Source organism: Pseudomonas sp. 1L-E-NC-VB-C3 (genome assembly GCF_057291535.1).
This window is the reverse complement of record NZ_JBXAWD010000006.1, coordinates 14,163-28,463: the sequence shown is the minus strand read 5'-3', so window position 1 is coordinate 28,463 and position 14,301 is coordinate 14,163. Positions and strand designations below refer to the sequence as shown.

Below are 14,301 nucleotides of genomic sequence, written 5' to 3'. Positions count from 1 at the left end.
GAATAAATCCCCTCGCCACAGGTGTCCATCCGGACAGGGATAAATCCCCTCACCACAGGGGTTCATCCGGTCAGACAGCGACGCCGTGGGTTTTGAGGAAGGCGATAAACGCTTCCTCGTCCATGACCTTCACACCCAGCTCGTTGGCCTTGGTCAGTTTCGAGCCGGCACCCGGGCCTGCGACCACGCAATGGGTTTTCGCCGACACCGAACCGGCGACCTTGGCACCCAGGCTTTCGAGATGATCCTTGGCCACATCCCGGCTCATCAGTTCGACCTTGCCGGTCAGCACCCAGGTTTCCCCGGACAGCGGCAGACCTTCGACGACTTTCTTCTCGCTCTGCCAATGCATGCCGAAATCGCGCAACTGCTGCTCGGCCCGCTCGGCCAGTTGCCGATGCTCAGGCGAGGCGAAGAACTCGCGCACGGAGTTGGCCTGCTTCTCTGGCAATGCCTGGCGCATATCCAGCCAGTCAGCGTTCATCACCGCTTCCAGCGAGCCAAAGCGGTCGGCGAGTTTTTGCGCACCACCGGGGCCGACGAAAGGAATGTGCAGTTTGTCGAGCAAGCCGCCCAGCGTGGTACTGGCGGCGAATTCGGCGCCCAACTCGCCTTGATCCTGAATCTGCAAACCATGGCCGAGCAATTCGCTGATGACCTGCTGGTTGTGCGCATCCTCAAAGAAACTGTGAATCTCGTGCGCCACTTCCAGGCCGACATCCGGCAGATAGGTCAGCACATGCGGCAAAGCCTGTTGCACGCGCTCCAGTGAACCCAGCGAACGCGCCAGCACCTTCGCCGTCTCTTCGCCGACATCGGGAATGCCGAGGGCGTAGATGAAACGTGCCAGGCTCGGTTGCTTGCTGTCTTCAATGGCTTTGAGAAGCTTGTTGCTCGATACCTCGGCGAAGCCTTCCAGATCGACGATGTCGTCGAACTTCAGCGCATACAGATCGGCCGGCGAGCTGACCAGGCCTTCGTCGACCAGTTGTTCGACGCTCTTGTCGCCCAAGCCTTCGATGTCCATGGCCCGGCGCGAGACGAAGTGAATGATCGCCTGTTTCAGTTGCGCACCGCAGGCCAGTCGGCCGACGCAGCGATACACCGCGCCTTCGCTGAAGGTTTCCTTGCCCTTGCTGCGCTTGACCAGTTGCGTGCGTTCAACGTGGGAGCCGCACACCGGGCAACTTTCAGGAATGGCCACCGGGCGCGCGTCATCGGGGCGACGCTCGGTAACTACCTGCACCACTTGCGGAATCACATCGCCGGCGCGGCGAATGATCACCGTGTCGCCGATCATCAGGCCCAGACGCGCGACTTCGTCCATGTTGTGCAACGTGGCGTTGGCCACGGTGACGCCGGCGACTTTCACCGGTTTCAGGCGCGCCACGGGAGTTACCGCACCGGTGCGGCCGACCTGGAATTCCACGTCGAGCAGCTCGGTGAGTTCTTCCATCGCCGGGAATTTGTGCGCGATCGCCCAGCGCGGCTCGCGCGCACGAAAGCCCAGTTCACGCTGGTCGGCAATGCTGTTGACCTTGAACACCACGCCATCGATTTCATAGGCCAGCGAGTTACGGCGCGCGCCGATGTCGCGGTAATACTCCAGGCACTCGTCGATGCCCTTGGCCAGCTTCAGTTCGTGACTGATCGGCATGCCCCACTTCTGCAACTGCTTGAGGTTACCGATGTGGGTGTCGGCGATATCGTGAGACACCTGGCCGATGCCATAGCAGCAGAATTCCAGCGGCCGGTTGGCGGTGATCTTCGAGTCGAGCTGGCGCAGGCTGCCTGCTGCCGCGTTGCGCGGGTTGGCAAAGGTCTTGCCGCCGATTTCCAGCTGCGAAGCATTGAGGCGCTCGAAACCGGCCTTGGACATGAACACTTCACCGCGCACTTCCAGCGTCGCCGGCCAGCCTTCGCCATGCAGCTTCAGCGGAATATTGCGCACAGTGCGCACGTTGACGCTGATGTCCTCGCCGGTGGTGCCATCGCCCCGGGTGGCGCCGCGCACCAGCAGACCGTCCTTATACAGCAAGCTGACCGCCAGGCCATCAAGCTTCGGCTCGCAGCTGTATTCCACCGCCGCGCCGCCACCAAACAGATCGCCGGCCGGCACGTCGAGGCCTTCGTTGACGCGGCGATCGAACTCGCGCATGTCGGATTCTTCGAAGGCGTTGCCGAGACTGAGCATCGGGATTTCGTGACGCACCTGAGTGAACGCGGTCAACGCCATGCTACCGACGCGCTGGGTCGGCGAATCGCTGGTGATGAGTTCCGGGTTGGCCGCTTCCAGTGCCTTGAGCTCGTGAAACAAGCGGTCGTATTCGGCATCGGGAATGCTCGGCTCGTCGAGAACGTGATAGCGATAGTTGTGCTGATCCAGCTCAGCGCGCAGCTCTAGAATGCGGGTTTTGGCGGCGGTCATGGGTGTTCTCTCATAAAGCAAAAGAGCAGCCGAGGCTGCTCCAGTTTTATTCCATTATCGGCGGCGGGGCCAGAAGATCGCAGCCTCGTTGCACTCGTCAGCTCCTACAGTATCGCGATCCTCTGTAGGAGCTGCCGAAGGCTGCGATCTTTTGATCTGGCCTTAGCGCTTCTGGGTCAATGCGCGGCGTTCGAATTCGACGATGCGCTGACGGTAATGCTCAATCGTCTGCGCGGTCAGTACGCTGCGCTGATCGTCTTTCAATTCGCCGTTCAATTCCTGGGACAGCTTGCGGGCTGCCGCGACCATCACGTCGAAGGCCTGCTTCGGATGACGCGGGCCTGGCAGACCGAGGAAGAAGCTCACCGCCGGAGTGCTGAAGTGGTCAATGTCGTCCAGATCGAAGATACCCGGCTTGACCGCGTTGGCCATGGAGAACAGCACTTCGCCGTTGCCGGCCATGCTTTCGTGGCGGTGAAAAATGTCCATCTCGCCGAAACGCAGGCCGCTTTCGAGAATGTTCTGCAACAGCGCCGGGCCTTTGAAGCCGGCCGGGTCGCGGCAGATCACGCTGATCACCAGGACTTCTTCGGCTTGCGGCTGATCTTTTTCCGCCACGGCCGCTGCAGGCTTACTGTCTTCGGCGAAATCGTCGTCACGGCTGCTGAAGCTCGGGCCGCCGTCCAGATCGAGGTCGAGGTTGAGGTCGCCCTGCGCCGGGCCGTTGCTGCCGCGCTTGCCACGTTTCGAACCGGATTCACGCGGCTCGCGGGCTTCGCGGTTGGGCATGCTCACCGACGGCAGATCGTGCTCGTCCAGTTGTGGCTCTTTGTGCGTGTCCAGCACGCGGGCCGGGCCCAACAGCTCGGCGCTGGTGTCCTCGTCCGGCAGATTGGACAGGCTCCGGTCGAGACGGAATTTCAGCTTTCCCTTGCCGCCGCGCATACGGCGCCAGCCATCGAAAAGAATACCGGCTATCACAATGATGCCGATGACGATCAGCCACTCGCGCAGACCGATTTCCATGTAATCCCGTGCCTCTATAAAAAATGCTGAAAAATAAGGGGTTTACACTGCGTAAACCGCTTTAAAACGTGGCGCCAACTCTATGTTCTGACAGGCGTTTTGCCCACGTATACGAAAAATTGACATTAAACTAGCACGACCAAAGACAACTTTACACCGTCTGTCTCATTTGGCTTGCGCGAATATGTCGATTGGCCATCCGGCCGATGTCAGTAAAAAGTCCTACAGACCTCCAAAACTATTCCGACACCACACCGACTCAGGCGTCCACCATCGCCATCGCCTCCTCGACATCCACCGCCACCAGTCGCGAGCAGCCCGGTTCATGCATCGTCACACCCATCAACTGCTCGGCCATTTCCATGGCGATCTTGTTGTGGGTGATGTAGATGAACTGCACGGTCTGCGACATCTCTTTGACCAGGCGTGCGTAGCGTCCAACGTTAGCGTCATCCAGTGGCGCGTCAACCTCATCGAGCATGCAGAACGGCGCCGGGTTCAACTTGAAGATGGCAAAAACCAGGGCCAGTGCAGTCAAGGCTTTTTCGCCGCCGGAAAGCAAATGGATGGTGCTGTTCTTCTTCCCGGGCGGCTGCGCCATGATCGTCACCCCTGTATCGAGTAGATCTTCGCCCGTCAGTTCCAAATACGCGCGCCCGCCACCGAAAACTTTCGGGAAAAGTGCCTGCAAACCGCCGTTGATCTGATCAAAGGTATCTTTGAAACGGTTGCGGGTTTCCTTGTCGATCTTGCGGATGACGTTTTCCAGGGTCTCCAGCGCCTCGACCAGATCGGCGTCCTGCGCATCCAGATAACGTTTACGCTCCGATTGTTGCGTGTATTCGTCGATGGCCGCGAGGTTGATCGCACCCAGGCGCTGAATCCGCGCGTTGATGCGTTCGAGTTCTTCTTCGGCTTCGCGTTCACTGGCTTGTGCGGTCAATGTGGCGAGCACGCCGTTGAGATCGTAGCCATCTTCGAGCAATTGATCCTGCAAAGCCTTGCGCCGTACGGTCAGCGCCTGCCATTCCATGCGTTGCTGTTCGAGCTGGCCGCGAATCAACTGCGATTGCTGCTCGGCCTGGGTGCGGCGTTTTTCCGCGTCGCGCAATTCACGATCGGCGTCTTCCAGGGCGATCTGCGCAGTCTTGAGTTCTTCATCGACGGTCATGCGCTTGTCGAGCAACTCTTCGAGCTTGAGGCGCAACTCTTCCAGCGGTGCCTCGCCCTCCTCCAGATTCAGACTCAACTGTTCGCGCTTTTCAGTCAGGCGTTCGGCCTGCATTTCCAGACGCTCCAGCGCCTGCCGGGTGGAATCGTGCTGGGCACGCAGCGAGCCGAGACGCACGGCCAATTGATGGGCGTGATCCTTGTGCTGCCGGGCTTCCTGACGCACGCGATCAAGGCGCTCGCGCAGGCTGTCGCGCTGGGCCAGCAGCAACTCGCGCTGCTCGGTGTCGAGCGCCATGGCGTCCAGCGCTTCCTGCAATTGCATGCGCGCTTCGCCGACCTGTTCGTGCTCAAGCTCGCGCTGTTCGGCGAGTTCGACCAGTTCTTCATCGAGACGGGTGCGGCGCAATGTCAGCTGTTCGGCTTTGGCCTTACCGGCGGACAACTGCGCTTTCAGTTCGCCTTGCTGGCGCGCTTCGTCCTGCAGCAAGCGGCGCAGATGTTCGCGGCCGTTTTCCTGCTGGCGCTGTTGCGCGCGCAAGGTTTGCAGGCGGGTTTCCATGGCCTCGACGGTGGCTTCGCGCTCTTCGCGTTCAAGCTGCAAGTCTTCGATTTCCTGGCCACGGGCGAGCATGCCGCTTTCCGCTTCGCTGGCGCGACGTACGCGTAAAAAGTGTCGTCCGACCCAATAGCCATCGCGGCTGATCAGGCTCTGCCCGGCGCTCAACTGACCGCGCAACGCCAGCGCCTGTTCAAGGCTGTCGACCGGTTTGACCTGACCAAGCCACGGCGACAGATCGATCTGCGCCTCGACCTTGTCCAGCAGGCTGCCCGCCACCCGCACGCCATCACTGGCCGGGCTGAGCAGGCGCAAATCGCCTTGGGTGAAACCGGACAGATCGAAGCCGCTGAAATCGTCGACCAGCACCGCTTGCAGATCGGCGCCGAGCACGGTTTCCACCGCCAGCTCCCAACCGGCCTCGACCTTAAGGCCTTCGGCCAGGCGCGGACGCTCGGCGAGATTGTGTTCCTTCAACCATTCGGCGGTGCCGGTGCCCGGGTCGAGCGCGGCCTGTTGCAAGGCTTCCAGCGACGCCAAACGACCGTTGAGCCGCTGCAGATCGCCCTGCGCCTGCTGCTGCGCAGTCAACGCCTGCTGTAATTCCTGACGCAGTTGTTCGAGCTTTTCGACCTGCGCTTCTTCGCTGGTCTGTAAATCTTCCAGGGTCGCTTCAGACTCGGCGAGCTGCTCATTGAGCGCCATGATCGCCGCGTCTTCCGGGTCGGCGGACAGCAACCCGCGCTCTTCAGCGAGGCGCTTCTGTCGGTCAGCCAGACGCTCCATGCTGCTTTCCAACTGCTGGATCCGCGATTGCTGGACTTCAGCCTGACGGCGCGGTTCGGCAGCGGTCAGGTTGAAAGCGTCCCACTGCTCCTGCCAGCCGTGCATGGTGGTTTCGGCTTCTTCAAGCGCAGCGGCGGCTTCCTCGGCGGCGGCGCTGGTGACTTCCTGCTCGGGGGTGAGCATGTCCAGTTCTTCGCCGAGAGTCAGCAGCAACGTGCGGTCGTGGCCCAGGTGCGATTCGGTTTCCAGACGCGCGCGCTCGGCTTCTTTCAGATCGTCCTGCAACTGACGCAAACGCTGCTGGCCGTGCTGGATGCTCTGCTCGACCCGGGCGATGTCGCCGCCGACCGAATAGAAGCGGCCCTGCACCAGATTGAAGCGCTCGGACAGGTCGTGGTGACCGTCACGCAGGCGTTCGATGGCGGCGTCAGCGTTACGCTGTTCAGCGACCAACGCTTCGAAGCTGACTTCCTGGTTGCCGATGATCGACTCGCGCTGGCCGACCTGCTCGTTGAGGTCCTGCCAGCGCAGCGCCGACAGTTGCGCCTTGAGCTGACGCTCTTCGGCCTTGAGTTCCTGATACTTTTTCGCCGCCTCGGCCTGACGGTGCAGTCGTTCGAGCTGGCGCTCCAGTTCTTCGCGCAGGTCGGTGAGTCGGGCGAGGTTTTCGTGGGTGCGGCGGATGCGGTTCTCGGTCTCGCGGCGGCGCTCTTTATATTTCGAGATGCCGGCGGCTTCTTCGATGAAGTTACGCAGGTCTTCGGGCTTGGATTCGATCAGCTTGGAGATCATCCCCTGTTCGATGATCGAGTAGCTGCGCGGACCGAGGCCGGTGCCGAGGAAAATATCGGTGATGTCGCGCCGACGGCATTTGGTGCCGTTGAGGTAATACGTGGTCTGGCTGTCGCGGGTGACTTTGCGGCGGATGGAAATTTCCGCGTAGGCGGCGTATTCGCCGAGCAGCGTGCCGTCGGAGTTGTCGAACACCAGCTCGATGCTGGCCTGGCTCACCGGTTTGCGGCTGGTCGAGCCGTTGAAGATGACATCGGTCATCGACTCGCCACGGAGGTTCTTCGCCGAACTTTCGCCCATCACCCAGCGCACGGCGTCGATGATGTTCGACTTGCCGCAACCGTTCGGCCCGACGACCGCCGCCATGTTACTGGGGAAGTTCACCGTGGTCGGGTCGACGAAGGATTTGAACCCCGCCAGTTTGATGCACTTCAGCCGCACGCTCAGGCAACCGTCAGCGCAGACACCACCAGATCGCAGCTGCGCTGGGCATACGCCGTGAGCACGATGCGGATCTGCGGCAAATCACGGGCGAGTACGGCGGCGAGCAAGCGTTCGAACAGTTCGAGGAACTCGCTCATTTCCGCCTTGCGCTGTTCGAGGGCGAGGAAATACGCACGGCTCATCGCCGGCTGGAGGTTCTCGACGGTTTCTTGCAGGTACGGATTGTTGGCAAACGGATAGGCGGCGCGCATCACCGCGAAGCTGTCATCGACGAAGCTGCGGATATCGCCGCGTTCGTAATTGGCGGTCAGGCGCTGCTGGATCTGCACGAAGGGCGCCATGTCCGACTGCACTTGCCAGCCGTTGGCCACGGAATTGCCGAGCAGGATGTACAGCTCGCTCATCAGCGTGCACAGGCTCTGCACCTTGTGCGGCGTCAGCTCGGTAACGTGGGCGCCACGACGCGGCAGGATCGCGATCAGGTGACGGCGCTCGAGGATCAGCAAGGCTTCGCGGACCGAACCGCGGCTGACGTTGAGCGCCAGCGTGACCTTCTGCTCCTGGATGCGCTCTCCTGGCTTCATTTCGCCACGAATGATGCGTTCGGCGAGGTGGTGAGCGATTTGCTCGGCGAGGCTGTCCGGCGCCTTGAACGTCATGGTTGTCCTTCAAACTCTATCGATCTGCACAAGCGGCGCAGTGTAGCGCAAATGCACGGTCATGGCGGAGTGCCCACTCAGCGGTTTTTGGCACGAATCCCGCAAAAAAGCGCGGTGACCGATGAAGGTCAATACTGAATAGACACGCTGTTGATCGACGAAACGGATTTTCCTGACCTTTAAGTCAGAAAACCATTGACCGAAAAGTCAGACCTGCTAAATTCGGTTCACGTCGGTTAACAACAATAATGAGTCTGCGAGGCCTTCCGTGATCCAGTTTTTACTTAACCAGGAACTCCGTAGCGAGCACGCCCTGGACCCGAATCTGACTGTGCTCAATTACCTGCGTGAACACGTGGGCAAGCCCGGCACCAAAGAAGGTTGTGCCAGTGGCGACTGCGGCGCCTGCACCGTGGTGGTTGGCGAGTTGCAGACCGATGACACCGGGCGTGAACATATTCGCTATCGCAGCCTCAACTCGTGCCTGACCTTCGTTTCGTCGTTGCACGGCAAACAACTGATCAGCGTCGAAGACCTCAAGCACAAGGGCGAACTGCACAGCGTGCAGAAAGCCATGGTCGAGTGCCACGGTTCGCAGTGCGGTTTCTGCACCCCCGGTTTTGTGATGTCGTTGTTCGCCCTGCAAAAGAACAGCGATGCGCCGGATCAGGCCAAGGCCCACGAAGCGCTGGCCGGCAACCTCTGCCGCTGCACCGGCTACCGCCCTATTCTCGCCGCTGCCGAACAATCCTGCTGCGCCAAGCCAGCGGATCAGTTCGACGCCCGCGAAGCCGAAACCATTGCCCGCCTCAAGGCCATCGCGCCGACCGATATCGGTGAACTCAACAGCGGCGACAAACGCTGCCTGGTGCCGCTGACCGTCGCTGACCTGGCCGACCTCTACGACGCTTATCCACAAGCGCGGCTGCTCGCCGGCGGCACCGATCTGGCGCTGGAAGTCACCCAGTTCCACCGCACTCTGCCGGTGATGATCTATGTCGGCAACGTCGCCGAGATGAAGCGCATCGAAACCTTCGATGACCGCATCGAAATCGGCGCCGCCACTGCCCTCTCCGACTGCTACGAGGCGTTGAATGCCGAGTACCCGGACTTCGGCGAACTGCTGCACCGCTTCGCCTCGTTGCAGATCCGCAATCAAGGCACCCTCGGCGGCAACATCGGCAACGCCTCGCCGATCGGTGACTCGCCACCGCTGCTGATCGCCCTTGGCGCGCAGATCGTGCTGTGCAAAGGCGAAACCCGCCGCACCTTGAACCTGGAAGATTACTTCATCGACTACCGCGTCACCGCGCGGCAGGAAAGCGAGTTCATTGAAAAAATCATCGTCCCGCGCGCCAGCGCCGAGCAGTTGTTCCGCGCCTATAAAGTGTCGAAGCGACTGGACGACGACATCTCCGCCGTCTGTGCTGCGTTCAATCTGCGCGTGGAAAATGGCGTGATCAGCGACGCCCGGGTGGCCTTCGGCGGCATGGCGGCAATCCCCAAACGCGCTGCGCATTGCGAAGCCGTGCTGCTTGGTCAGCCGTTCAATAACGCCGTGATCGAACGCGCCTGCGCCGCGCTGGCCGAAGACTTCACGCCACTCTCGGACTTCCGCGCCAGCAAGGAATATCGCCTGCTCAGCGCGCAGAATCTGCTGCGCAAATACTTCATCGAACTGCAAACACCGCACATCGAGACTCGGGTGACCGCTTATGTCTAACCATCACGCCGTAGAGAAGACTCAAGCTGAATTGGCCGAACTGTTCGCCAAGGATCTGACCACCGGTGTCGGCCGCAGCGTCAAGCACGACAGCGCCGCCAAGCATGTGTCCGGTGAAGCGCAGTACATCGATGATCGGCTGGAATTCCCCAACCAATTGCACCTGTATGCGCGCCTGTCGGACCGTGCCCACGCGAAAATCCTCAGCATCGACACGTCGCCGTGCTACGCCTTCGAAGGCGTGCGCATCGTCATCACCCACGAAGACGTGCCGGGCCTGAAGGACATCGGCCCGCTGATGCCGGGTGACCCGCTGCTGGCCATCGATGACGTGCAGTTCGTCGGCCAGCCAGTGCTGGCAGTCGCGGCGAAAGATCTGGAAACCGCGCGCAAGGCAGCGATGGCGGCGATCATCGAATACGAAGATCTGGAACCGGTGCTCGACGTCGTCGAAGCCCTGCGCAAGCGCCATTTCGTGCTCGACAGCCACACCCATCAGCGCGGCGACTCGGCTTCGGCGCTGGCCACGGCTGAACACCGTATTCAGGGCACGCTGCACATCGGCGGCCAGGAGCACTTCTATCTGGAGACACAGATCTCCTCGGTGATGCCTACTGAAGACGGCGGGATGATCGTCTACTGCTCGACGCAGAACCCGACCGAAGTGCAGAAACTGGTCGCCGAAGTGCTCGACGTGTCGATGAACAAAATCGTCGTCGACATGCGCCGCATGGGCGGTGGTTTCGGCGGCAAGGAAACCCAGGCCGCGAGCCCGGCGTGCCTGTGCGCAGTGGTCGCGCACCTCACCGGCCAACCGACCAAGATGCGCCTGCCGCGTGTCGAAGACATGCTGATGACGGGCAAGCGCCACCCGTTCTACGTTGAATACGACGTCGGCTTCGACAGCAGCGGCCGTCTGCACGGGATCAACATGGAGCTGGCCGGCAACTGCGGCTGCTCGCCGGACTTGTCCGCCTCGATCGTTGACCGCGCGATGTTCCACTCGGACAACTCTTACTATCTCGGCGATGCAACCATCAACGGTCACCGTTGCAAAACCAACACAGCGTCGAACACCGCTTATCGCGGCTTCGGCGGCCCGCAAGGCATGGTCGCCATCGAAGAAGTGATGGACGCGATTGCCCGGCATCTGAAGCTCGACCCGCTGGCGGTGCGCAAGGCCAACTACTACGGCAAGACCGAGCGCAACGTCACCCACTACTACCAGACCGTCGAGCACAACATGCTCGAAGAGATGACCGCCGAACTGGAAGAAAGCAGCCAGTACGCCGAGCGCCGCGAAGCGATCCGTCGCTACAACGCCAACAGCCCGATCCTGAAAAAAGGCCTCGCGCTGACTCCGGTGAAATTCGGCATTTCCTTCACCGCGAGCTTCTTGAACCAGGCCGGTGCGCTGATCCACATCTACACCGACGGCAGCATCCACCTGAACCACGGCGGTACGGAAATGGGCCAGGGCCTGAACACCAAAGTCGCTCAGGTCGTGGCGGAAGTGTTCCAGGTCGAAATCGATCGTGTGCAGATCACTGCGACCAACACCGACAAAGTGCCGAACACTTCGCCGACCGCTGCTTCCAGCGGTGCTGACCTGAACGGCAAAGCCGCGCAGAACGCAGCACAGACCATCAAGCAACGCCTGGTCGAATTCGCCGCGCGGCACTACAAGGTCAGCGAAGAAGACGTCGAATTCCGCAACGGCCACGTGCGGGTGCGCGAGCAGATCCTGACCTTCGAAGCGCTGATCCAGCAGGCGTATTTCAATCAGGTCTCGCTGTCGAGCACCGGCTTCTACAAGACCCCGAAAATCTACTACGACCGCAGTCAGGCGCGGGGCCGTCCGTTCTATTACTTCGCCTTTGGCGCAGCCTGCTGCGAAGTGATCGTCGACACCCTGACCGGCGAGTACAAGATGCTGCGCACCGACATCCTGCATGACGTCGGCGCCTCGCTGAACCCGTCGATCGACATCGGTCAGGTCGAGGGTGGTTTCGTGCAAGGCATGGGCTGGCTGACCATGGAAGAGCTGGTATGGAACAACAAGGGCAAGCTGATGACCAACGGCCCGGCCAGCTACAAGATCCCGGCGGTGGCGGACATGCCGCTGGATCTGCGAGTGAAGCTGGTGGAAAACCGCAAGAACCCGGAAGACACGGTGTTCCATTCCAAAGCTGTCGGTGAACCGCCGTTCATGCTCGGGATCGCCGCGTGGTGCGCAATCAAGGACGCGGTGGCGAGCCTCGGTGATTATCAGCATCAGCCGAAAATCGACGCCCCGGCCACGCCGGAGCGGGTGTTGTGGGGCTGCGAGCAGATGCGTCAGCTCAAAGCGGTGAAGGCTGTCGAAGCTGAAACCGAGCTGGCTCCGCTCTAGGACCGAGGCGCGGCCATTCGCGAGCAGGCTCGCTCCCACATTTGGAATGCATTGCCAATGTGGGAGCGAGCCTGCTCGCGAAGAGGCCGGCACAGACAACGAAGATGTCGAGGTGAACATGTACAACTGGATCGACGCCCTCGCCGACCTGCAGAATCAGGGCGAGCCCTGTGTGCTGGTGACGATCATCGAAGAACTCGGTTCGACGCCACGCAACGCCGGCTCGAAAATGGTCGTCAGTGCCGACCGCATGTTCGACACCATTGGTGGCGGGCATCTGGAATTCAAAGCCATGCAGATCGCCCGCGAAATGCTCGCCAGCGGCAAGCAGGACACCCATCTGGAGCGCTTCAGCCTCGGTGCCAGTCTCGGCCAGTGCTGCGGCGGCGCCACGGTGTTGCTGTTCGAACCGATGGGCCAGGTCCAGGCGCAGATTGCCGTGTTCGGTGCCGGCCATGTTGGTCGCGCCCTCGTGCCGCTGCTGGCCAGCCTGCCCTGCCGGGTGCGCTGGATCGATTCGCGCGCGGCCGAGTTCCCTGAACACATCCCCCACGGCGTGCGTAAAATCGTCAGCGAAGAGCCGGTGGACGAAGTCGATGATCTGCCCGCCGGCAGCTACTGCATCGTCATGACCCACAACCATCAGCTCGATCTGGAGCTGACCGCGGCGATTCTCAAGCGTAACGATTTCACTTGGTTCGGCCTGATCGGCTCGAAAACCAAACGCGCCAAATTCGAACACCGTCTGCGTGATCGTGGTTTCGACCCGAGCGTGGTGCAGCGCATGCGCTGCCCGATGGGCATCGGCGAAGTCAAAGGCAAATTGCCTGTGGAAATCGCCATCTCCATCGCCGGCGAAATCATCGCCACTTACAACGCCAATTTCGGCCAGCACAGCGCCCGCGCCGAACCGATTGCCCGACTGCTGCCCGCCTCGCGCCGCAGCCAGTCCGCCAAACTCAAAGCCTCAAACTGATTAGAGAAACCTCATGCCTCTGACTCGCAAAGCCTACCGCGCCGCCATCCTGCACAGCATTGCCGACCCTGCCGAAGTCGGCATCGAAGCCTCTTATGAATATTTCGAGGACGGCCTGCTGGTGGTCGACGACGGCAAGATCAGTGCCCTCGGCCACGCCAGCGAACTGCTGCCAACCCTGCCGGCAGATATCGAGATCAACCATTATCAGGATGCGCTGATCACCCCCGGCTTTATCGACACGCACATTCACCTGCCGCAAACCGGCATGGTCGGCTCCTACGGCGAGCAACTGCTCGACTGGCTGAACACCTACACCTTTCCCTGCGAAAGCCAGTTTGGCGACAAGGCTCACGCCGACGAAGTGGCCGATATTTTCATCAAGGAACTGCTGCGCAACGGCACCACCACGGCGCTGGTGTTCGGCAGCGTGCATCCGCAATCGGTGAATTCGTTTTTCGAGGCCGCCGAGAAGCTTGATCTGCGCATGATCGCCGGCAAGGTGATGATGGACCGCAATGCCCCGAACTATCTGGTCGATACCGCCGAATCCAGCTACGTCGACAGCAAGGCGCTGATCGAGCGCTGGCACGGCAAGGGTCGCTTGCACTATGCGGTGACGCCGCGCTTCGCCCCCACCAGCACCCCGGAACAACTGACCCTGGCCGGGCAATTGCTGACGGAATACCCGGATCTGTATATGCAGACCCACATCAGCGAAAACCTCAAGGAAATCGAGTGGGTCAAAGAGCTGTTCCCGGAGCGCAAGGGTTACCTCGACGTCTACGATCACTACCAGTTGCTTGGCGAACGCTCGGTATTCGCCCACGGCGTGCACCTGTGTGACGAAGAATGCGCGCGACTGGCGGAAACCGGCTCGGCGATCTCGTTCTGCCCGACCTCGAACCTGTTCCTCGGCAGCGGCCTGTTCAACCTGCCGATGGCGGAAAAGCACAAGCTCAATGTCGGCCTCGGCACCGACGTCGGCGGCGGTACCAGTTTCTCGCTGCTGCAGACGCTGAACGAAGCGTACAAAGTGATGCAACTGCAAGGCGCGCGCCTGAGTCCGTTCAAATCGTTGTATCTGGCGACCCTCGGTGGTGCGCGGGCGCTGCGCCTGGAAGACAAGATCGGTAACCTGCAACCGGGCTCCGATGCCGACTTCCTGGTGCTGGATTACAACGCCACGCCGCTGCTGAGCTATCGCTTGAAGCAGTCCAATAACATTGCCGAGACGTTGTTTGTACTGATGACGCTGGGGGATGACCGCACGGTGGCGCAGACGTATGCGGCGGGGGCGCTGGTGCATCAGCGCTAACCTCTTCGCACTGATCGTTCCCACGCTC

8 protein-coding genes are annotated in these 14,301 nt (G+C 61.0%); 4 read left to right on the top strand and 4 right to left on the bottom strand.

Translation table 11 applies throughout. The features are described 5' to 3' along the window. Positions 1-70 precede the first annotated feature (70 nt). From ligA to AC0Z5Z_RS11660, 4 genes are all read right to left on the bottom strand, one after another. Entirely contained in the window at positions 71-2,428 is a 2,358-nt protein-coding gene (gene ligA, locus AC0Z5Z_RS11675) for an NAD-dependent DNA ligase LigA (RefSeq protein ID WP_485611111.1), read from the bottom strand. A gap of 162 nt (positions 2,429-2,590) precedes the next feature. Further along, the gene (gene zipA, locus AC0Z5Z_RS11670; RefSeq protein WP_016773851.1) at positions 2,591-3,454 is read right to left on the bottom strand and encodes a cell division protein ZipA; all 864 of its coding nucleotides are present in this window, start codon (positions 3,452-3,454) and stop codon (positions 2,591-2,593) included. Positions 3,455-3,713: 259 nt separating this feature from the next. Continuing rightward, entirely contained in the window at positions 3,714-7,202 is a 3,489-nt protein-coding gene (smc, locus tag AC0Z5Z_RS11665; RefSeq protein ID WP_457263806.1) for a chromosome segregation protein SMC, read from the bottom strand. Between the two features lie 2 nt (positions 7,203-7,204). Beyond that, positions 7,205-7,864 carry a GntR family transcriptional regulator gene (locus tag AC0Z5Z_RS11660; protein WP_039763015.1) on the bottom strand — a complete coding sequence of 220 codons (660 nt, stop codon included), beginning with the start codon at positions 7,862-7,864 and terminating at the stop codon, positions 7,205-7,207. Between the two features lie 268 nt (positions 7,865-8,132). On the opposite strand from AC0Z5Z_RS11660, the gene xdhA reads away from it, so the two are divergent. From xdhA to guaD, 4 genes are all read left to right on the top strand, one after another. Beyond that, a complete protein-coding gene (gene xdhA, locus AC0Z5Z_RS11655) occupies positions 8,133-9,587 on the top strand; it encodes a xanthine dehydrogenase small subunit (protein ID WP_252879755.1) in 1,455 nt (484 codons plus the stop codon). After that, the gene (xdhB, locus tag AC0Z5Z_RS11650) at positions 9,580-11,979 is read left to right on the top strand and encodes a xanthine dehydrogenase molybdopterin binding subunit (RefSeq protein WP_122692165.1); all 2,400 of its coding nucleotides are present in this window, start codon (positions 9,580-9,582) and stop codon (positions 11,977-11,979) included. Before xdhA ends, xdhB begins: the two co-directional genes overlap by 8 nt. A gap of 118 nt (positions 11,980-12,097) precedes the next feature. Then, complete coding sequence (gene xdhC / locus AC0Z5Z_RS11645) at positions 12,098-12,955, top strand: xanthine dehydrogenase accessory protein XdhC (RefSeq protein ID WP_485611110.1); 858 nt, start codon at positions 12,098-12,100, stop codon at positions 12,953-12,955. Between the two features lie 13 nt (positions 12,956-12,968). Then, a complete protein-coding gene (gene guaD, locus AC0Z5Z_RS11640; RefSeq protein ID WP_122602798.1) occupies positions 12,969-14,273 on the top strand; it encodes a guanine deaminase in 1,305 nt (434 codons plus the stop codon). Positions 14,274-14,301: the final 28 nt, after the last annotated feature.

What these genes read in the sequence shown, in the direction of transcription:
- xdhB (WP_122692165.1), top strand. Translation starts at nt 9,580, where the DNA reads ATGTCTAACCATCACGCCGTAGAGAAGACTCAAGCTGAATTGGCCGAA.
- ligA (WP_485611111.1), bottom strand. Translation starts at nt 2,428, where the DNA reads ATGACCGCCGCCAAAACCCGCATTCTAGAGCTGCGCGCTGAGCTGGAT.
- zipA (WP_016773851.1), bottom strand. Translation starts at nt 3,454, where the DNA reads ATGGAAATCGGTCTGCGCGAGTGGCTGATCGTCATCGGCATCATTGTG.
- AC0Z5Z_RS11660 (WP_039763015.1), bottom strand. Translation starts at nt 7,864, where the DNA reads ATGACGTTCAAGGCGCCGGACAGCCTCGCCGAGCAAATCGCTCACCAC.
- guaD (WP_122602798.1), top strand. Translation starts at nt 12,969, where the DNA reads ATGCCTCTGACTCGCAAAGCCTACCGCGCCGCCATCCTGCACAGCATT.
- xdhC (WP_485611110.1), top strand. Translation starts at nt 12,098, where the DNA reads ATGTACAACTGGATCGACGCCCTCGCCGACCTGCAGAATCAGGGCGAG.